At 32.9% G+C, this 19,654-nt stretch carries 20 protein-coding genes and 2 pseudogenes; 7 read left to right on the top strand and 15 right to left on the bottom strand.

All coding sequences use genetic code 11. The features are described 5' to 3' along the window. Positions 1 to 32: 32 nt before the first annotated feature. From HMPREF3046_RS08105 to HMPREF3046_RS08075, 7 genes are read right to left on the bottom strand one after another with little or no spacing between them, the layout of a single operon-like run. Positions 33 to 887 (bottom strand): urease accessory protein UreD, encoded by an 855-nt coding sequence (locus tag HMPREF3046_RS08105; RefSeq protein WP_070718460.1) that lies wholly within the window; start codon positions 885 to 887, stop codon positions 33 to 35. Further along, on the bottom strand, positions 887 to 1,501 hold the full coding sequence (gene ureG / locus HMPREF3046_RS08100; RefSeq protein ID WP_070718456.1) for an urease accessory protein UreG: 615 nt from the start codon (positions 1,499 to 1,501) through the stop codon (positions 887 to 889). The genes HMPREF3046_RS08105 and ureG overlap by 1 nt, the downstream gene beginning before the upstream one ends. Before the next feature lie 12 nt (positions 1,502 to 1,513). Next, entirely contained in the window at positions 1,514 to 2,203 is a 690-nt protein-coding gene (locus HMPREF3046_RS08095; protein WP_070718453.1) for an urease accessory protein UreF, read from the bottom strand. Next, positions 2,196 to 2,648 carry an urease accessory protein UreE gene (ureE, locus tag HMPREF3046_RS08090; RefSeq protein ID WP_002449547.1) on the bottom strand — a complete coding sequence of 151 codons (453 nt, stop codon included), beginning with the start codon at positions 2,646 to 2,648 and terminating at the stop codon, positions 2,196 to 2,198. The genes HMPREF3046_RS08095 and ureE overlap by 8 nt, the downstream gene beginning before the upstream one ends. Before the next feature lie 11 nt (positions 2,649 to 2,659). Further along, positions 2,660 to 4,375: an urease subunit alpha gene (ureC, locus tag HMPREF3046_RS08085; protein ID WP_070718452.1), complete on the bottom strand. Its 1,716-nt coding sequence runs from the start codon at positions 4,373 to 4,375 to the stop codon at positions 2,660 to 2,662. After that, complete coding sequence (ureB, locus tag HMPREF3046_RS08080; protein WP_070718449.1) at positions 4,375 to 4,782, bottom strand: urease subunit beta; 408 nt, start codon at positions 4,780 to 4,782, stop codon at positions 4,375 to 4,377. The genes ureC and ureB overlap by 1 nt, the downstream gene beginning before the upstream one ends. A gap of 13 nt (positions 4,783 to 4,795) precedes the next feature. Continuing rightward, entirely contained in the window at positions 4,796 to 5,098 is a 303-nt protein-coding gene (locus HMPREF3046_RS08075) for an urease subunit gamma (protein ID WP_002449337.1), read from the bottom strand. 199 nt (positions 5,099 to 5,297) lie between these two features. Between HMPREF3046_RS08075 and yut the strand changes: the two genes are divergently transcribed. From yut to pbp4, 4 genes are all read left to right on the top strand, one after another. Further along, the gene (gene yut / locus HMPREF3046_RS08070; protein WP_070718447.1) at positions 5,298 to 6,200 is read left to right on the top strand and encodes an urea transporter; all 903 of its coding nucleotides are present in this window, start codon (positions 5,298 to 5,300) and stop codon (positions 6,198 to 6,200) included. Between the two features lie 117 nt (positions 6,201 to 6,317). After that, positions 6,318 to 7,196, top strand: coding sequence for a ribokinase (locus HMPREF3046_RS08065; RefSeq protein WP_070718445.1), 879 nt, complete (start codon positions 6,318 to 6,320; stop codon positions 7,194 to 7,196). A 139-nt stretch (positions 7,197 to 7,335) separates the two neighbouring features. Beyond that, positions 7,336 to 8,475, top strand: a complete 1,140-nt coding sequence (locus HMPREF3046_RS08060) for a polysaccharide deacetylase family protein (protein WP_070718442.1) — start codon at positions 7,336 to 7,338, stop codon at positions 8,473 to 8,475. 166 nt (positions 8,476 to 8,641) lie between these two features. Then, entirely contained in the window at positions 8,642 to 9,793 is a 1,152-nt protein-coding gene (gene pbp4, locus HMPREF3046_RS08055) for a penicillin-binding protein PBP4 (protein ID WP_070718441.1), read from the top strand. A gap of 94 nt (positions 9,794 to 9,887) precedes the next feature. Here the strand turns inward: pbp4 and HMPREF3046_RS08050 are convergent, their stop codons facing one another. Further along, positions 9,888 to 10,472, bottom strand: coding sequence for a TetR/AcrR family transcriptional regulator (locus HMPREF3046_RS08050; RefSeq protein ID WP_070718437.1), 585 nt, complete (start codon positions 10,470 to 10,472; stop codon positions 9,888 to 9,890). 196 nt (positions 10,473 to 10,668) lie between these two features. On the opposite strand from HMPREF3046_RS08050, the pseudogene HMPREF3046_RS08045 reads away from it, so the two are divergent. After that, a pseudogene (locus HMPREF3046_RS08045) lies at positions 10,669 to 12,443 on the top strand (oleate hydratase). A gap of 47 nt (positions 12,444 to 12,490) precedes the next feature. Here HMPREF3046_RS08045 and HMPREF3046_RS08040 read toward each other — a convergent pair. The 7 genes and pseudogenes from HMPREF3046_RS08040 to HMPREF3046_RS08010 all read right to left on the bottom strand — a co-directional run. Next, positions 12,491 to 13,205 (bottom strand): annotated as a pseudogene (locus HMPREF3046_RS08040) (ATP-binding cassette domain-containing protein); the annotation flags it as partial. A 71-nt stretch (positions 13,206 to 13,276) separates the two neighbouring features. After that, a complete protein-coding gene (locus HMPREF3046_RS08035; protein WP_070718431.1) occupies positions 13,277 to 14,062 on the bottom strand; it encodes an arylamine N-acetyltransferase in 786 nt (261 codons plus the stop codon). An 80-nt stretch (positions 14,063 to 14,142) separates the two neighbouring features. Further along, positions 14,143 to 14,778, bottom strand: coding sequence for an ABC-2 transporter permease (locus tag HMPREF3046_RS08030; protein ID WP_002449477.1), 636 nt, complete (start codon positions 14,776 to 14,778; stop codon positions 14,143 to 14,145). Then, a complete protein-coding gene (locus HMPREF3046_RS08025) occupies positions 14,778 to 15,623 on the bottom strand; it encodes an ABC transporter ATP-binding protein (protein ID WP_070718429.1) in 846 nt (281 codons plus the stop codon). Before HMPREF3046_RS08025 ends, HMPREF3046_RS08030 begins: the two co-directional genes overlap by 1 nt. 30 nt (positions 15,624 to 15,653) lie before the next feature. After that, positions 15,654 to 16,376 (bottom strand): DUF3169 family protein, encoded by a 723-nt coding sequence (locus HMPREF3046_RS08020; protein ID WP_070718425.1) that lies wholly within the window; start codon positions 16,374 to 16,376, stop codon positions 15,654 to 15,656. Beyond that, a complete protein-coding gene (locus tag HMPREF3046_RS08015) occupies positions 16,373 to 16,576 on the bottom strand; it encodes a helix-turn-helix transcriptional regulator (RefSeq protein WP_002449521.1) in 204 nt (67 codons plus the stop codon). The genes HMPREF3046_RS08020 and HMPREF3046_RS08015 overlap by 4 nt, the downstream gene beginning before the upstream one ends. Positions 16,577 to 16,702: 126 nt before the next feature. Further along, complete coding sequence (locus tag HMPREF3046_RS08010) at positions 16,703 to 17,185, bottom strand: RrF2 family transcriptional regulator (RefSeq protein WP_070718422.1); 483 nt, start codon at positions 17,183 to 17,185, stop codon at positions 16,703 to 16,705. 136 nt (positions 17,186 to 17,321) lie between these two features. Here HMPREF3046_RS08010 and HMPREF3046_RS08005 point away from each other — a divergent pair, with 136 nt between their 5' ends. Next, positions 17,322 to 18,242, top strand: a complete 921-nt coding sequence (locus HMPREF3046_RS08005) for a DMT family transporter (protein ID WP_070718419.1) — start codon at positions 17,322 to 17,324, stop codon at positions 18,240 to 18,242. A 236-nt stretch (positions 18,243 to 18,478) separates the two neighbouring features. Next, positions 18,479 to 19,648, top strand: a complete 1,170-nt coding sequence (locus HMPREF3046_RS08000) for an MFS transporter (protein ID WP_070718415.1) — start codon at positions 18,479 to 18,481, stop codon at positions 19,646 to 19,648. The last annotated feature ends 6 nt before the right edge of the window (positions 19,649 to 19,654 follow it).

Genomic DNA, 19,654 nt, shown 5'->3' with positions numbered 1-19,654 from the left:
CTCATGATATAAGGTGTATTTTAATTAATTTATTAATATTTTCTTAAAAAGTCGAGTTGGCGATGATACAATTTATCAGCAATATAAGCTTGGACGCGTGTAAGCACTTCTTCAATTTCTTGTGTCAGATTAGATAATATACGTACTGTAAAACCATGTGTAGGTAATTGTGTAATACCAATACGGCAATCGTATTGTTTTGTATAATCTTTAATTTCATCATACACATCTTCAATGAATTTTTGCGTTATATCAGGGTGTATACAATAAGCTGAACCAAGATGGGTATAATTTTCCATATAGCCAACCGAACTCATTTTTGTTTCACTTGGATGCATGCGTAAATTATCATAAGTGATAAGCGCATCGTCTACATAAATTTCATTAATTAAATGCATGTAGTCGTAAGTGAATGGTGTGTCTTTTTCAGAATAGCCTGGGGTTAAAATATCGGTATAGAACATGGATGCACATTTATCTAAATTAAAGATGTTATGTTGGAAAAACTTTGCTCTTTCATAAGCAATAATAGGGTCTCCTACATATTCCATATAACCATCTTTTGCTATATTGAATGTTTGGTATTGTTTCACGCAATCGTTTAACGTCTTATAAATTTTAGTTGCACCTTGAGAGGTCAAAGTGACTTTAGCCTCTTCTTCGACATTAATATTCATACGATAACGATCGCCATCTAAATAACCACCGCCAACATTGACGATATAAAATGTTGGAATCGTAGAGAAATTTAAATAAACTGGACGAATAACCTTTAACGCTTTTTCGAAAAAGATATTACGGGCAACAGAACGCTCACCATTATTAAAAACAGTGAGATCCAATTGTCCAGTCCAAGAAGGTTCCGAATCGAATTGATGTTGCATCATTAAGCTAATCCTTTAAGTAATGCATCACGTTCAATCCATTCAATGACATTATCTAAACCATCGTCGGTTTTTAAATTTGTAAATGTGAAGGGACGATTGCCACGAAATGTTTTAGTATCTTCTGCCATTTGGTCAAGTGATGCGCCGACAAATTCTGCTAAATCAGTTTTATTAATGATAAAGTAATCAGATTTAATCATACCTTGTCCACCTTTACGTGGAATTTTTTCACCTTGAGCTACATCGATGATATAAATAGAGAAATCTACTAATTCAGGACTGAAAGTAGCAGCTAAATTATCGCCACCTGATTCGATGAAAATAAGTTCAATATCCTCATGACGATCTAATAATTCATCGATTGCAGCAAAGTTCATTGATGCATCTTCACGAATTGCTGTATGTGGACAGCCACCCGTTTCAACACCGATAATTCTATTTTCTGGTAAAACACCAGTATTCACTAAGATTTTTTGATCTTCTTTTGTGTAAATATCATTTGTAATCACACCAATGCTCATATCTTTTGATAGACGACGTACAAGTTTTTCAATTAATTGAGTTTTACCTGCACCTACAGGACCGCCCACACCAATTTTAATTGGATTTGTCATGTTTACTACCTCCTATGAAATAAAGATTCTCACGTTGATATTTTCATGTTCCATTTGATTAAGCTCTAAACCAGGAGCTGTTAAACCAAAGTCTTCTTCGTTTAATGTGAGAATATGTTGTCGTGTACGCTCGATATATGGAATCATTTCCGTTACAACTTGTTGTCCTGTCGTTTGACCTAAGGGAATCGCACGTACTGCATTTTGCGTTAAACTGGCAACGTTTTGATATAGATAGTAATCAATAATCGTTTCAATATTGACGCCTAAATAATGTCCTAGCATTGTAAAACAAATAGCTGGATGCAGTTTTGCACGTTTATCTTTCATCTGTTGATGGTACCATTTAATCCATGGACTATCATAAAGTTCCATGGCCAGTTTTACCATACGTGTACCCATTTGTTTTGCACCTATACGTGTTTCTCTTGGTAAACTTTGGACATAAATTAATTGATCAAGTTGTAATACTTTTTCTGTATCACCATTATTTAAAGCGTTATAAACTAAACGCATTGCAAGTCCATCTGAATACGTTAATTGTTCATTTAAAAAGAGTTCTAACCATTCTTTAAATGAATTTGCATCGTGAACAGCTTGACGTTGAATATATGTTTCTAGTCCAAATGAATGACTAAATGCGCCAGTAGGGAATTGTGAATCACAGAACTGAAATAGTCGTAAATGTGAATGATCAATCATGTGAATGACCTATATGTCTGAAGGCTTTATTCACTTTTCGATCTTCATGGCTATAGGGAATACCTAGCGTTTTTAATAAATCTTCTACTAGGTAGTCATATTGTACAAGCATTTCAGTTTCTGTGAATTGCGCAGGTAAATGACGATTACCTAATTGATGCGCAATATCTCCCATTTCTTGTATGTTACGCGGCTTAATGACAAGTAAATCTTCCGAGTTTACATCTACTACAATCATATTGTTGTCATCTTGATATAAAATATCGCCATATTGTAAATCGATAGGTTGTTTTAAACGAATACCGATTTCATTACCGTGATCTGTTGTGACACGTTGAATACGTTTAACCAGATCAGAGTTTTCAAGATATACTTTTTCTACATGCTTTTGTTTTTCTTCTGCAGAAAGGTTAGCGATATTGCCTTGAATGTCTTCTACTATCATCTGAGTACCTCCTAGAATAAGAAGTATCTTTGTGCTAATGGTAATTCAGTTGCTGGTTCACTTGTGATTTTTTCACCATCTACAAATACTTCATATGTTTGTGGATCAACATCTAATTTAGGTGTTGCATCGTTATTTTTCATATCTTTTTTAGTAAGATTACGGATACCATGGACTGGTCGAACCATACGTTCTAAGTTTAGTTGGTTATAAATACCATTTTCGTATGCTGTTTTAGAAACGAATGTAATCGCAGTGTGTTGTTTGTTAGTACCATATTGACCGTACATTTTACGATATTTCATAGGCTCTGATGTTGGAATAGAGGCATTAGCATCACCGTTAACAGCTGAATTAATCAATCCACCTTTAACAACAAGTTCAGGTTTTACACCGAAGAAAGCTGGATTCCATAGAACTAAGTCAGCTAATTTACCTTTTTCGATTGAACCAACATAGTCAGAAATACCATGTGTAATCGCAGGGTTAATTGTATACTTTGCGATATAACGTTTAATACGATTGTTATCGTTATAGTCAGTATCTCCTTCTAGAGCACCACGTTGTTCTTTCATACGATGAGCTACTTGCCATGTACGTGTAATGACTTCACCCACACGTCCCATCGCTTGAGAGTCAGAACTTACCATGCTAAATACACCCATATCTTGTAATACGTCTTCAGCTGCAATCGTTTCTTTACGAATACGTGAGTCTGCGAAAGCAATATCTTCAGGGATAGATGCATTTAAATGGTGTGTAATCATAACCATATCTAAATGTTCATCTATAGTATTATGTGTGTAAGGTAATGTTGGGTTTGTAGATGAAGGTAAAATATTCGGATACGATGCAGATTTAATTAAATCTGGCGCATGTCCACCACCAGCACCTTCTGCATGGTACATGTGTAAAACACGGTCTTTTACAGCGGCCATTGTATCTTCCATGAACCCTGCTTCATTTAATGTATCAGCATGTAATGCAATTTGTATATCGAATTCATCAGCAACATCTAATGCATGACTTAATGCTGAAGGAGTTGCACCCCAGTCTTCATGTACTTTTAAGCCGATCACACCAGCATGAATTTGTTCAATTAATGCAGTGTGGTTTACAGCTTGCCCTTTACCAGTGAAACCAACATTAATTGGTAAATCTTCAGCAGCTTCTAACATACGATGAATATGCCATGGTCCAGGTGTAACGGTTGTAGCTTTAGCACCTTCTGATGCACCCGTACCACCACCGATATGTGTTGTCACACCACTTTCAAGCGCAACTTCTGCTTGTTCGGGGTTAATAAAGTGAACGTGTGTATCGATACCACCAGCTGTTACGATTTTACCTTCAGCAGAGATAATATCAGTTGTTGAACCAATAATAATATCTACATTATCCATGATATCAGGGTTACCTGCTTTACCAATTGCAAAAATATAACCATTTTTAACACCGATATCTGCTTTAACAATTTTGTCATAATCTATAATTAAAGCATTTGTTAATACTAAGTCAGCCACTTTGCGGTCATCACGTGTAACGTTAGGGTTTTGAGCCATGCCATCACGAATCGATTTACCGCCACCAAACGTTGCTTCTTCACCGTAATTTGCATAATCTTTTTCAACAGTTGCAAATAAGTTGGTGTCACCTAGTCGTACTGCATCGCCAACAGTTGGACCATATAAACTTGTATACTGAGATTGAGTCATTTTAAAGCTCATTACTGTTTACCTCCCATTTTGTTCACATTTTTTTCGCCATTATCACCTTTTGGCGCAGCATATTCATCGTTTTTACCAGTTGGACGATAAACACGATCTTCGTCAATTTCACCGTTAACTAAACCGCGGAAACCATAAATTCTACGGTTACCAGCATATTCAACGAGTTGAACTTTTTTCTCGTCGCCAGGTTCAAAGCGAACAGCAGCACCGGCAGGAATATCTAAGTGTTTCCCATATGCTTTTTCACGATCAAATTTTAAACCTTTATTGGCTTCAAAGAAATGAAAATGTGAACCAACTTGAATGGGACGATCTCCAGTATTTTTAACATTGATCACTGTTTCAAAATGACCTTGATTAATTTCAATTTCTGTATTTTTTATTTTAATTTCACCAGGTTTCATTTATAAATCCTCCTTACACGATTGGATGATGGATAGTGATTAATTTAGTTCCATCTGGGAATGTTGCTTCAATTTCAATATCAGTCAACATGCTATCGACACCTTCCATGACATCATCTTTATTTAAAATTTGTTTACCGTAACTCATTAAATCAGCTACAGTTTTACCATCACGTGCACCTTCTAGTAATTCATCACTAATAAGTGCTAATGCTTCTGGGTAATTTAATTTTAAGCCACGTGCTTTGCGTCGACGCGCTACTTCAGCAGCTACCACGATCATTAATTTGTCTTGTTCCCGTTGAGTAAAATGCACTGTTATACCTTCTTTCTTTTAAAAATAAGTACTGCAACATTAATCATAAAACTGTAGAATATTTTTAACAAGTAATTTATCTTTTAACTTTATTTAAAATCACTTTTTAAATTAAATTTGTATATATTTTTAATGTTACAAAAGTGTTTAAAAGGTATAATAATTAGAAAGGGATGAGTAAAATAATAAAGGTGAGTTTATGAAATATGTAGAGATTTTCTTAAAAAATATTGCTCAAGTTGTATTTATGAATAATAAATGGTCAGGCCTGTGTATTCTGATAGGATTATTTATTGCAAATTGGAAGGTTGGATTAGGAGCAGCAGTGGGAAGTCTCATTGCACTTGTTCTAGCGCCGTACTTTAATTATAGTGAGGATGAAATCCATGATGGATTAGCTGGATACAATTCAGTATTAACAGCAATCGGGTTAGCATTATTTTTAGAAACATCTTTAGTGAATTGGATTGTACTTATTGTAGCAACTATTCTCACTTTACCCGTTGGAGCAGCTATTCGAGAAATTTTAAAACCATATGGCCTACCCATGTTAACTTTTCCATTTGTCTTTATGACTTGGTTAATTTTAGCAATGGGCATGCAATTTTCAAAAATGCATATCACAATAGATATTTTACCTACTAAAATTAAACATCCAGACATCAGTCATTCACATGTGAATTTTATTAGTGGTATCATTACAAACTTTAGTGAAATTTTCTTAGTGACATCAATCATTGGTAGTCTGTTAATTATTATTGGTATTTTTATTGGTTCAGTAAAAGGCGGGATCTATGCGATAGTATCAAGTATTTTAGCAGTGATATGTATCACATTACTAGGTGGAGACTATCCCACTATTACTGATGGATTGTACGGCTATAACTCAATATTAACGGGTATTGCGTTGGGTGCGACGTTTAAAACAAAATTCAATCCGATTCTTGCAGTGATTACTGGTTTATTATTAACAGTAGTGATGCATGGTGCGTTAGCTACAACATTAGCCCCAATTGGTCTTCCTATTTTCACCGCTCCATTTATTTTTGCAACGTGGCTTGTGATGTTTTCAGGTAAAGAGCAGCATGAAGTTAAAAGTTAAAATATATTAATGAGAGTGAGACCGCATTTCTTTTTTAATGTGTTGTCTCACTCTTTTTTTATTATTTATGCTAATTTAGATATGATATGGATGAAAAAGAAAAAGGAGAGGGTTAATATGAAACGTATATATGTTGTGGGAAGTATGTCGATGGATTTGGTTGTGTCAACTGACCAAGTGCCAAGTAAAGGTGAAACCGTATTAGGAAATACATTTTTTACTACACCAGGTGGTAAAGGCGCGAATCAAGCAGTAGCAGCAGCAAGATTAGGTGACCATGTTCACATGGTAGGGTGTATTGGCGATGATACGTTAGGTAAACAAATTCTTGAAAATCTAAAGCATAATCATGTAAATGTTGAATATGTAAAAAAAGTAAAAGGACCTTCAGGTACTGCACATATTACACTAGCTGATAATGACAATAGTATTATCGTTGTACCTTCAGCAAATCATAAAGTCACAGTCTCTTTAATAGACTCAGCTTTATCAAAAGCAAATAAAGGAGATATTGTGTTACTTCAACAAGAGATTCCAGCTAATGTTGTTGCTCACACTGTTCATTATTGCTATGAACATGAACTTACTTCTATTTTAAATCCAGCTCCATATAGAGACATTTCAGATGATATATTGGAACAAGTAACATATTTAACACCAAATGAAACTGAAAGTGAAAATATGTTTGAAGGAGACATTGAACAAGCGTTAGAACGTTATCCTGATAAATTGATTGTGACACAAGGTGCTTTAGGCGCTGTATTTTATGATGGTTTAGAACAAATTGAAATTCAAGGGATTGAACGAGAAGTAAAAGATACCACAGGCGCAGGGGATACATTTAATGGTGCGCTTGCAGTCGGATTACAAAAAAACTATTCACTTGCTAAAGCTATTGCATTTGCAAATGTCGCTGCTAGTCATTCAGTTACAGCATTTGGCGCACAAGGTGGTATGCCCACAATAAATGATATAGCTCAAGATTTAGATATGTAGGTTTTGTATATAAACGTGTTAAGTCTATTTTAAAATAAGCGTATTCTAAAGTTGATACACATCTATTATAAATAATATAAAATTATTATATAATGTTGGAAGGTATTATAATATTTATATAACTTAAAGGAGCAACTATATGACTAAGACGTATTTACTTAGCACGCTTATTGTTTTAATATCTATATTTTTATGTGCATGTCAATTTTCAACATTGTCATCATCAAAGAAAGACACTAAAAAGGATAGAGAAAACATCGCAAATATGTATGCGAAAAAAAGTAATCAGAATAAAAAAGATTGGCAAGTGTATCAAGGTGATATTGCACATGTATTTTATCATCCAGTGATTACTGAACCTAAAGTAGCCTTTACACAAGAGAAGAATCAAGCTAAGGGTAATTTTGATTGGATGATTACAGCTAATGAGTTTAAGCGTTCATTAGATGAACTTTATAAACACCACTACATATTAATAGATCCACATGAGGCTTATGATTTAAAAGAGAAGACAATGACTAGAAAAAAATTAAAATTACCTAAAGGTAAGAAACCATTAATTTTATCCATTGATGATATGAATTATTATGAGTATATGAGAGGTCATGGATATGCAGACCGTTTAGTGCTAGATCAAAAACAACATGTCGTTTCTGAAACTAAAGATAAAAATGGTAAGGTAACAACAAGTGAAACAAATGATATTGTGCCTATATTGAATCGATTCGTGAAAGACCATCCTGACTTTTCACTCAATGGTCAAAAAGGTGTTATTGCGCTAACAGGATATAATGGTGTGTTAGGTTATCGAACAAATGAACTAGATAATAAAAATTACTCAAAACGTAAAGAAGATGCTGAAAAAGTAGTTAAAGCATTGAAACGAGATGGCTGGACATTTGCAAGTCATTCATGGGGACATATCGATTTTGCAAATAGTTCATATGATCAAATTGTTCGTGATACGAAACGTTGGAAAAATGAAGTAGAGCCAATTATTGGCAAAACAGATGTATTTATCTATCCACACGGTGCTCAAGATAGAGGGTCTAAAGTATATCAATATCTTGTTCGTGATGAAGGATTTAAATTTTTAGCAGGTGTAGGACCCAATAATTTTACAGATATCGGCAATGATAGTGTCTATCAAGATCGTGTTGCGATTGATGGATTAAATTTATATGATTTTAAATATAAATTAAAACCATTTTTAGATCCGAGTAAAGTTTATAGTGAGACAGATCGTCAATATTTTAAAGGAGATAAATCCTATCAATAGTATACTGTAAACAAAAGAGTTGGATAAAATTCGTAAGACCATTTGTCCAACTCTTCTTTATTTTATAATTAAAGAATATATATTAGATACTTAGTTGTAATTCGCCTATAAAGTTGTTATAAAATATATTATACAATATTATAAAAAATAAAAAGTAGGTAATATAATGTTTTTGAAAGTAACACAAAGTATTGGAATACTTAGTTTATTTACATTATTAGGAACGTCAATATCTGATGCAGCAGAAACACCTGTTGATATTACAAATAAAGAAGGCAATGTTGCAGTAAGTTCAAATTATGAACCTGATGGTGTAACGCTTACAACACAACAAGGACAAATATTATATAATTTCCAAGGAAATAAAGAAGCGGATCCCGCTTCTTTGTCTAAAATGATGACCATCTATTTAACATTAGAGGCAGTTCATCAAGGAAAACTTAAGTTAGACGATAAAGTTAAAATCACGAGCGCATATGATCAATTATCTAAAAAGCCAAATTTAACATCTGTCCCTTTAAATCAAGGACAAATATATACTATTAAAGATTTATTAACACAGGCAGCCTTACCTTCAAGCAATTCAGCCGCGATGATTTTAGGAGAACAAGTGAGTGGCAATACGTCAACGTTCACAGACAAAATGAATGCGCAAGCTAAAGCTTTTCATATGAAGCATACACATTTTGTGAACCCAGCAGGTGCTGCTAATGATTTACTTGGACAACAAGCACCAAAGAAATATAAAAAAGATATTTATCCTAAAAGTACGTCAGAAGATATTGCGATATTATCTCATCACTTAATCGCTAAACATCCGAAAATTTTAAACATAACGCAACTTAGTCAAGATACTCAAAAAGGTTATACTTTTAACAATACTAATTTATCAATTAAACATGAGCCACTTTACTTAAAAGGTACAGATGGATTGAAAACGGGTACGAGTGATAAAGGATATAATATTGCTTTAACTAACCAACAAAATCACCTTCGCCTCAATGAAGTGGTTATGAATGTGGAACCGTATATGGATAATAATGCGAAATACAATCGTAATCGAATAGGGAATGCGATTTTTAAACATTATCGCGAAGAATATGAATACAAAAAAGTATTATCTAAAGGAGAACATAAGATTGACGGTAAGACATATAAAGTAGATAAAAATTTATATGATACCGTTCCTAAAGATAATAAAAAATGGGATATACGAATCAATAAAGAGGGAAAAGCCTATGTGCACTATAAACGTGATTTCTTACCAAAAACGACGTATCCACGAGTAAATGCTAAAAAAGTATGGAAATGGTTCTAAATAAAAGCGGGATACCCTTTACCGTACTATTAATTGTGAGATGAATGTCAAACAATTTAATAAGTCAGTACGATATTTGTTTCCCGCTCTCGTTTTATTTTAATAACTTTAAATGAACTTCTCTCGCTCCACAAATCATTGTAACGATATCTGAAGACACGTCATCAATGGATTGTTGGCCATACTGAATCCAGTTTAGAATAACGCTTAAAATGCCTCCAGTTAGAAATTCTCCATAAATGAACTCATCTATGTAAAATTGTCCAATTTGTTTATCAAATTCAATTTGTCGTTTAACCACTGCATAAATTTGATTATATAAAATTTGATAAACTTCACTATAAATATTGATAGAAATGACACTTTTTACCATTGCTTTGTTATCACTAATGAAAAGTAAAATATCTTTCATAAATTTATTGAAAAATTGTCTCGGATCTTTTGGATTAATTTCAGGTAAATGTAATGTTCGAAAATATTCAATTAATGTACCAACAATATGATTAAGTAAATCATACTTATCATTGAAATGACGGTAAAATGTAGAGCGACGTACATTTGCTTTTTCGCATAAATCTTGAATCGTGATATTGTCAAAAGATTTCGTTTCAAGCAAATCTGAGAATGTAGTAATGAGTGCTTTTTTTGTTCGTTGTACACGTAAATCTTGATTATTCATGCTGTTCACCTCTTATTTAGGACATTTTATCAAAAATGTCACTTAAGTTACATTTTTACTTAACTGACTCACAATAATATTTTATGAAATGATTATAATATAAGCGAAGGGTAGATTAATTTCTAAAGCGTTTACTTATAGTTTATTACTTTTCATAGATGACTTAAAAATATAAATAAAATGGGAAGTGAATCATATGTACTATAGTAATGGAAATTATGAAGCATTTGCACGTCCGAAAAAACCTGAATATGTTGCACAAAAATCTGCTTATCTTATTGGCTCTGAATTAGCATCTTTAGCTGCTGCATGTTTTTTAATTAGAGATGGGCAAATGGATGGGTCAAACATTCACATTTTAGAAGAATGATCTAAATCTGGTGGAAGTTTGGATGGTACTGAACTTCCAATGAAAGGCTACGTTATGCGTGGTGGTAGAGAAATGGAAAATCATTTTGAGTGTTTATGGGATTTGTTCCGCTCCATCCCATCACTTGAAATTGAAGATGCTTCAGTTTTAGATGAGTTTTACTGGTTAAATAAAGAAGATCCAAACTACTCAAGATGTCGTGTTATTGAAGAAAGGGGTCAACGATTACCTACAGATGGAGATTTTACTTTAACTAAACAAGCCATGAAAGACATACTCCAATTATGTATGATGAAAGAAGAAGATTTAAATGATGTGACAATTTCAGATGTCTTGTCAGAGGATTTCATGAATTCAAACTTTTGGATTTATTGGAAGACGATGTTCACTTTTGAACCTTGGCATTCTGCAATGGAAATGCGTCGTTATTTAATGAGATTTGTGCATCACATTGGAGGTTTAGCTGATTTTAGTGCCTTGAAATTTACTAAATACAATCAATATGAATCACTCGTACGCCCTATGATTGCATACTTAACGTCCCATGGTGTGCAATTTGAATACAATGTTCAAGTGCTTGATGTTAAAGTAGATGTTACTACCAAAGACAAAGTTGCTAAAACAATTGAACTAAAACGAAATGGTAATAAAAAAACGATTCAACTCACACCCGATGATCTTGTATTTATTACTAATGGTAGTATCACAGAAAGTTCAACTTATGGCGATAATCACACACTCGCACTCCTACAAAAGACATTGGCGGAAGTTGGAATTTATGGCGGAACTTAGCCAAACAAAGCCCTGAGTTTGGCAATCCCGAAAAATTCTATAAAGATTTGCCAGATAAAAGTTGGTTCGTCTCAGCAACGGTAACGACAAATAACAAGACAATAATTGAAGCTATCGAACGTTTATGTAAACGTGATCCATTGTCAGGAAAAACGGTAACTGGTGGGATTATCACAGTCAACGATTCTAAATGGCAAATGAGTTTTACTTTGAATCGTCAACAACAATTCAAAGAACAATCTAAAGATGGAGTGAGTGTATGGGTTTACGCTTTATATTCAGATGAGAAGGGTGATTTTATTCATAAACCAATTGTTGAATGTAGTGGTCATGAAATATGTCAAGAATGGTTATATCATATGGGATTGCCTATTGATCAAATAGAATGCCTCGCAACACAACATTGTAATACGATTCCTGTATATATGCCTTATATTTGTTCATATTTCATGCCAAGAGCGATTGGCGATCGACCACTTGTTGTCCCTCAACACTCTCGTAACTTAGCCTTCATTGGTAACTTCGCAGAGACAGAAAGAGATACAGTGTTTACTACAGAATATTCTGTAAGAACAGCGATGGAAGCAGTTTATCAATTACTGGACATAGATAGAGGTGTTCCAGAAGTCATTGCGACAGAATTTGATATTCGTGTCTTATTAGATGCGGTCTATGAACTTAATGATCGTAAAGACTTAAAAACATTAGCCAAGCAAAATAAAATACAACAAGTTGCATTACACACGTTTTTAAAAAAGATAGAAGGTACGTTTGTAGAAGAACTCTTGATGCAACATAAATTATTATAATAGTGTGTAGGTAAATGTTAACCCCCGTGTGTTCGAGGACATGCGGGGGTTAAATGATGTTCGATTAAAATGATAGTATTCCCTATATCAATTAAATGATTAAAGCAGTCAACGAGAATAGGTAAATAGTTCTGTTGTAGGTTCATCAAGGATAAATATTTTTTCAGTAACGTCTTCTGTAAGATAACGACTTAATTTAACACGTTGTGTTTCTCTACCAGAAAGTGTGCCTAGAGATTGGCCTAAAGTTATATAATTTAAACCAGTATTTGAGAGTGCTTGAAGTGGGCGCGTAATATTTGTATGACTTTCAAATTTTTCGATTGCTTCATCTACAGTTAAATCTAAAATATCTGCAATAGAATCTCCGTCTACTTTAGCATCTAAAACTTCAGGACGGTAGCTGGTATCACCGCACATTTCACATACCTGTGAGAAATCTGGCATGAATGCAAGTTCTGTTTTAAGAATGCCTTTACCATGGCATTCTGGACAATCATCCTGAGTTATAACTGAACATGTTTTTTTAAGACCAGTTAGTTTACTAAAAAAACGTCTCACACCATCAAAAATATTCAAATACGTGAGTAGATTAGAACGATGTGATACGTGTACAGGTTTTTGATTAATCAATATAGCATCTTCATTTTGTTCAAAAGCTGTGGTAATAAGTGAGCTTTTTCCTGAACTAGCAATGCCTGTAACTACAGTCATCGCATGTTTAGGGAATTCAGTTGAAATATTTTTTAAGTTATTTTGTGTTGCCCAATAATTTCGATATCGGACATAGTTTTCACCTCATTGTTGTTATTACGCGACAGTAGTAAATTTATTCACTTTTCTAAAGGAAGAATAGTAACGTCAAGATTAAAATAGATCTTTAAAAAATCTTTATAATTTTCACGTGTGACAGCGAATTGCTCTTTTTTATATCTTTTAGTAAGGGTAAGGTGATGATAAGACATCGTAGCTCGACCAAAATTTTGTGGTTTTGTAATCATGAGTTGCTTTACAAATATAGATTCAGGATGTGAGGTATTGTAGTTAATCATTTTATCAAAATCATGAATATCACGAGAAATAAACTCTGCTTTGTAACGTGTTACCCACGTGGTTTCTTCCAGTTTTTGAAGAAGATATGTCGTAGGGGTTTCAAAAATGGCACGAAATTGACCTGTCTTTTCAAGTACAATTTGTGTCGCTTCAACTGAAGTTATTGGGAGTGCTTGTAATGGTAAATCGCCAAATCCCACATCAGCAATATAGTAACCATTATTAATAAGAACAACTAGTGATAAATGAGAGCCTTTAGGACTGTAGTTGCCATTAGGCTGATGAACAGTTGCTGACATTCGAAACACTTTAAACCCTTTAGCTTCTAAGTAGCTACCGAAGAAGTGGTTCATTTCATAGCAAAATCCACCACGATGTTGATATATAAATTTATTAAATAAATAATCTAAATCAACTGAAATCTTTTCTTTATTTTGAACACTAATATTTTCAAAAGGAACGGTTAGCATAAAGCGTTCCATATAATAGTTAAGTGCATCTAAAGTAGGTTGAGGATAACGTTGAGACTCAATATTTAAATAATCTTCAATTGCTTTAATATCCATAGTTTCTCCTCCTTAATCAATATGTATCCAAAATATAAAATAGAACAAACGTGTGTTCTTCAATGAACACACGTTTGTGATTATAGTTCTTGTTTCTTAAAAATAGATAGTGATGAAAAATAAGAAATGACAAAAATAATAACACCAAGCAATGCATAACTACCAGTTGCTACTAAAACGAGTGGGTTTGAAGCGATTTTACTTATTGAACCTGCTTTTATGAGTATTGGCATAACAGCAAAGAACCACATGGATAAAAATAATGCAACAGCAACAACTGCTGTAGTAAGCATAATGACATTTGAATTCTCAGGACCAAATTTAAATGTGAGTGGAAACATTAATGCATACGTACAAGCCATCCCAATACCTATGAATGCTGAAAATAATGTAACCATAATATCTTGAGTCACGATAAGACAAATGATGGCGCCAATTATCAAACCAAGTAAAATGAGTAAACCATAAAAGGCAAAGTATGCTTTTACATAAGTATGTCTATGTGTAGGAAGGGTAGACACATAGTACATCCATTTAGAATCTTTTTCACGTTTTAAGTTATCTGATACGGGAGATAATAACATGACCATTAGCATGAAACAACACATCATTGGACTAAAAAATGCAAACACAATACTTAATACGATACCAATAATTAAATAGGTTATGAGCGATTTTTTAGAAGCATAAAAACTACTAAGTATAAGTCCTTTCATTATTTATCACCTCGCATAATTAATTTTGTAGCATCATCAATACTTTGAAGCGGGCGTGCTTGTTCAAAGTGTTGACGTTGCTTGACTAACGTTTGACGTTGACCTTGACGTATTCGTGAAGCAATGATTACCTCTTGAGGTAAGTCTAAAGGGGAAGTTTCATCTGTTTCGATAATGCCATAATCAGTTAGTAATATATGTTTGTCTTCTTGTAAAAGAATATGACCATCGCGCATAAAAATAAGTTTTGTAGCAAGTTGTTCCATATCCTCTGAAATATGAGATGAAAGTAAAATACCATGCCCCTTTGATACATAATCTTCGAGAATTTCTAATACTTCTTCTCGTCCTGAAACATCCATACCAGCTGTCGCTTCATCTAAGATTAATAATTTTGTATCATGCGAAAGGGCGATGGCTAATGCTGCTTTCATGCGCATCCCTCTAGAAAAAGTAGAAATTTGATTATTTTTAGGTAATTCAAATGTTTGAATAAGATTGAAAAATTGATCACTATTCCAATGTTTGAAAATATTTAAAAATACTTTATCAATCTCTGTTATTGTCAATTTATTCGGTACACGTAAATCATCAAAAACTACACCTATGTGCTCTTTATAATTTTTATCTTTTTCGGAAATAATTTGATTAAAAAAAGAAATCTCTCCTGAATCTTTAAATCGATTACCCACTAATGTGTTAATAAGTGTTGATTTACCTGACCCATTTTTACCAATTAAGCCAATGACCTCTCCTGGATTTAAAGTGAATGAAATATCATTTAATTCGAAATTTGAATGCTTATATGATTTATTAAGTTGCTGTACTTGAAGTAAATGTGTCATCTAATGATCCTTTCTTTATAGAAGTAAAAACTATGAATGATAAAATTTATATGTTTTTAATAAATGACTAAATCCATTATAAATGAACAAAATGATTAAAATAAAGATCCCTAATGTTTGGGAATGGCCAGTTTCTAACGAATAAAAACCTAAAAATATTGCACCAACCATAATTAAAGATAGGTTAATATAGAATGTTTTGAACAAAGAGTTAAAGTAAATATGTCGTTCTCCTTCGTCTAAAATATTAATTAATTTCTCAGCATAATTTTTTTCCCCTAATTTAGGGTAGCGAGAATCAAATTTAAGATAGAATAGTCCTGTAATTACCGAGGAAATAATCGTTGTCATAAAAGGGAGTAATGCCCAACTACTAGCACTAGAATTTCCATTTCCTAAGACAATGATAAAAAGAGCAATAAAGCTAATTGTTAATTCTAGATAATAAATAAATGAATTTTGCATATATGCTAAATTAGCTTTCTTATCATATGAATCCGCCTCATCTTCATCAATATGTGTTTCGGATAAACGTTTGTAATGAACGGCCTTTTTTTGAATAATAATTAAATACATACTTAAGACTAGAATAAGCGCCACACAGATTAATGAGATTAAAATGACATTTGAATGTGTAGCATAATGATAATTTCCAAAGAAGTGAAAGCTATGGTTGTAGTCAATGAATAAAGCTATACATCCTCCGATCAGGCCACCGATTAACAAAGTGATTATAAAACGACCTATTTTCATAAATCTTCCTCCTCAATTATAAAGATAGATTCAACAGGTTCATTAAAAATACGAGCTATTTTTATAGCAGTTAAAATAGAAGGTGTAAAGTCATTTCTTTCAATGAGAGATACAGTTTGACGTGAGATGCCTGCTTTTTTAGCAAGTTGCGTTTGATTATAACCTTCTCTTGCTCGTAATTCTTTCAATCGATTTCGCAATCATCATCATCTCCTCACAATAAGTGTATATTATCATAGTCATTTTGACAAATATATTTGTCAAAAAGTATCTAAAGTAAATTACGGGTAAGACTATCGGTTGTCTGATGTTAGACATCCGAATGTCTAAAGCGTTTTACTATTTAATCTTATCCACTGTGTAATGTCTTCAAGATTATAAAGCTTGATAATATCTTGATATATATCGTCTAAATTTATATCAGAAAGTGTAGAAATCAATGTATGTTCAATATGATTTAACGCTATACTGATGTTACATTGTTGTGCTTTGTGTCCTTCTTTTTCTCCTAAAAAGTTGGTAAGTAAATGTTGACTTGAGAAGATATTGCCACGACCTTCAATAGCTAAAAAGACATCGTAAAAAGTAATATCTTTGAGTTTTTTTCTAAGTGTAAATCCTCCATTTTTACCAGTTGTTGAATATACCAAATTTTCTTTTACTAACGCTTTTACTATTTTTTTTAAGTAAGAATCAGAAACTTTAAGTCGCTTGCTTAAAGCGGTAGATGTCATTACTGACTGATGAGGGAGTTGGTTTAAAATTAATAAGACATATATTGCTTGTTCCCAACCGGTAGATAATTTCATATATAAGCCTCCTCTCAAACTTATTATATAATATTTTTATATTATATTTAAAAAAATAAAGTAGTTCCTATATAATTGTATTTAAAGACAAAATATATCTCAATTATCTTTAATTGAAAATAGGGAGACGACAGCAGTGAAAAAACATTTAAATACTTCAATAACATTTTATATGTCCATTCTTTTTACGACTATTTTTATGGGATCATCTTTTCCAACTGGCAAATATTTAATTTCAAATGAACATGTTCCACCTATGCTTCTTGGTGGATGGCGATTTGTTATCGCAGGATGTATGATGTTAATCCTTACATTTATGAGAAATGGGAAAAGAGGCATTCTACCCACAAGTAAAGGGAATAGTTATAAAGGATTTATATTAGTGTTCGTTATTGGATTTTTACAAACAGCAGGGACGATGGGATTATTAAATCTTGCAATGGCATTTGGCGTGTCATCTTCTATATCATCTATTCTATTATTTACGAACCCGCTATGGCTGGCCTTTTTAGCACATTTTATTTTAAATGAAAGGTTAACAAAAATTAAAATCACTTCACTTATACTTGGTGTGTTTGGAGTAGGATTATGTCTCGGATTAGATGAAACATTATTTGGATGGGGAACGCTTTTTGCACTAGCTGGCTCATTATGTTGGTCAATCAATACAATAGTGACAAAAAAGGTAGTATTTGATAAAGGACCTTGGATTTTAACAGGATGGCAACTATTATTCGGTGGTATGTTTATGCTTATAATGAGTCTCGTTTTAAAAGAACATTATACACTTAGTTCGCTTAATCATTGGGGATGGATATGGTTCTTTTGGCTTATTATTCCAGCTTCTGTAGGTTCATTTGGTTTATGGTTCTATAGCTTAAGCCAACGAGGGGCAACTACGGCGAGTAGTTTCTTATTTTTAGTACCCCTATTTTCAACACTATTTTCAATTATAGGATTAAGAGAGCCCTTCACACTTCATTTAATTTTAGGAGGTTTATGCGTTGTGGTGGCATTAATTTTAACTCATCGTCAACCGAGGAAAAATGTTTTATAAAATACAATATTCAATACATTGAATATAAATACATATATTAATAGAAATTAGATTATATAAAACTTTAGTTAAGCCTTTTGAAATTGTCTTACTTTTAACATAATGAAAAAATATGAAAACTTGTCATTACTATATTTTTAAGAAATAAAAAATTAAAAAAATCTCTTCACAGAGAATATAATTTTGTGTAGTATATCTTTCATATGATTTTTAGAGAGAAAAAGGAGGAAGCAATAATGAAAGATAACAGAATGATGTTCTTCATATTTATGTTAGGTACATTTACAGTTGGAATGGCAGAATATGTTGTTACTGGTTTATTAACTCAAATTGCAAGCGATATGAAAGTGTCTATTTCGAGTGCAGGATTATTAATTAGTGTGTATGCAATTAGTGTTGCATTAATCGGTCCATTAATGCGTGTATTTACTTTAAAAGTGCGCGCACAACGTTTACTCCCAGTATTGATGGCCATTTTTATTATAAGTAATGTAATAGGGATGTTAGCACCGAATTTTCCAATATTACTGTTATCTCGATTATTGTCAGCCTCTATGCACGCGCCTTTCTTTGGCGTATGTATGAGCGTAGCGGCAGCTGTTGCGCCTCGTGGTAAAAAACCACAAGCGATTGCTCTCGTTCAAGCCGGATTAACAATTGCAGTGATGATTGGCGTGCCATTCGGTTCATTTTTAGGTGGATTTGCGAATTGGCGCTTTGTCTTTGGCGTTATGATTTTGTTAGCTGTCATTACTATGTTAGGAATGATGAAGTTTGTACCTCATGTTGCATTGAGTACAGAAGCTAGTGTGAAAAAAGAATTAAAAGTATTTAAAAATCCACATATCTTAATTGTAATGGCAATTATTGTCTTTGGTTATTCAGGCGTATTCACAACTTATACGTTTATGGAACCAATGATTCATAAATATGCACCATTTGGAATTGTTGGTTTAACTGTATGTTTATTTATGTTTGGCCTTGGCGGTGTGGTTGGTAACTTGCTTACAGGTAATATACCAGAACATAAACTTACACAGTACTTGTTCTATACCTTTGTGTTATTGTTTATAACGATTGTTTTATTTGTAACAGCAGTGCATAGTGCGATTTTAGCAATTATTATTTGTTTCTTATTTGGTTTCGGCACTTTCGGTACAACGCCTCTATTAAATAGTAAAGTTATTTTAAGTGCACATGAGGCACCATTACTTGCAAGTACACTTGCAGCTTCAGTCTTTAATATTGCTAACTTTTTAGGTGCCATTGTGGGATCAATACTATTATCAATGGGATTCCCATATCTTACGATTACATTTGTATCAGGCGGGATTATTATCTTAGGAATTATAATTAATACAATTAATCATTTTTATGAAAAAAAGTATGTTACATTTGATCATTAATCAAAA

Source organism: Staphylococcus sp. HMSC070D05 (assembly GCF_001815595.1).
Lineage (GTDB): Bacteria > Bacillota > Bacilli > Staphylococcales > Staphylococcaceae > Staphylococcus > Staphylococcus hominis.
This window is presented reverse-complemented; position numbering and strand designations above follow the sequence as displayed.

Excerpts from the sequence above, each read along its gene's own strand:
- ureE (WP_002449547.1), bottom strand. The coding sequence starts at position 2,648 with ATGATAGTAGAAGACATTCAAGGCAATATCGCTAACCTTTCTGCAGAA.
- HMPREF3046_RS08050 (WP_070718437.1), bottom strand. The coding sequence starts at position 10,472 with ATGAATAATCAAGATTTACGTGTACAACGAACAAAAAAAGCACTCATT.
- yut (WP_070718447.1), top strand. The coding sequence starts at position 5,298 with ATGAAATATGTAGAGATTTTCTTAAAAAATATTGCTCAAGTTGTATTT.
- HMPREF3046_RS08020 (WP_070718425.1), bottom strand. The coding sequence starts at position 16,376 with ATGAAAATAGGTCGTTTTATAATCACTTTGTTAATCGGTGGCCTGATC.
- HMPREF3046_RS08035 (WP_070718431.1), bottom strand. The coding sequence starts at position 14,062 with ATGGATATTAAAGCAATTGAAGATTATTTAAATATTGAGTCTCAACGT.
- HMPREF3046_RS08060 (WP_070718442.1), top strand. The coding sequence starts at position 7,336 with ATGACTAAGACGTATTTACTTAGCACGCTTATTGTTTTAATATCTATA.
- ureB (WP_070718449.1), bottom strand. The coding sequence starts at position 4,782 with ATGAAACCTGGTGAAATTAAAATAAAAAATACAGAAATTGAAATTAAT.
- HMPREF3046_RS08000 (WP_070718415.1), top strand. The coding sequence starts at position 18,479 with ATGAAAGATAACAGAATGATGTTCTTCATATTTATGTTAGGTACATTT.
- ureC (WP_070718452.1), bottom strand. The coding sequence starts at position 4,375 with ATGAGCTTTAAAATGACTCAATCTCAGTATACAAGTTTATATGGTCCA.
- HMPREF3046_RS08105 (WP_070718460.1), bottom strand. The coding sequence starts at position 887 with ATGATGCAACATCAATTCGATTCGGAACCTTCTTGGACTGGACAATTG.
- HMPREF3046_RS08095 (WP_070718453.1), bottom strand. The coding sequence starts at position 2,203 with ATGATTGATCATTCACATTTACGACTATTTCAGTTCTGTGATTCACAA.
- pbp4 (WP_070718441.1), top strand. The coding sequence starts at position 8,642 with ATGTTTTTGAAAGTAACACAAAGTATTGGAATACTTAGTTTATTTACA.
- HMPREF3046_RS08010 (WP_070718422.1), bottom strand. The coding sequence starts at position 17,185 with ATGAAATTATCTACCGGTTGGGAACAAGCAATATATGTCTTATTAATT.
- HMPREF3046_RS08065 (WP_070718445.1), top strand. The coding sequence starts at position 6,318 with ATGAAACGTATATATGTTGTGGGAAGTATGTCGATGGATTTGGTTGTG.
- HMPREF3046_RS08030 (WP_002449477.1), bottom strand. The coding sequence starts at position 14,778 with ATGAAAGGACTTATACTTAGTAGTTTTTATGCTTCTAAAAAATCGCTC.
- HMPREF3046_RS08025 (WP_070718429.1), bottom strand. The coding sequence starts at position 15,623 with ATGACACATTTACTTCAAGTACAGCAACTTAATAAATCATATAAGCAT.
- ureG (WP_070718456.1), bottom strand. The coding sequence starts at position 1,501 with ATGACAAATCCAATTAAAATTGGTGTGGGCGGTCCTGTAGGTGCAGGT.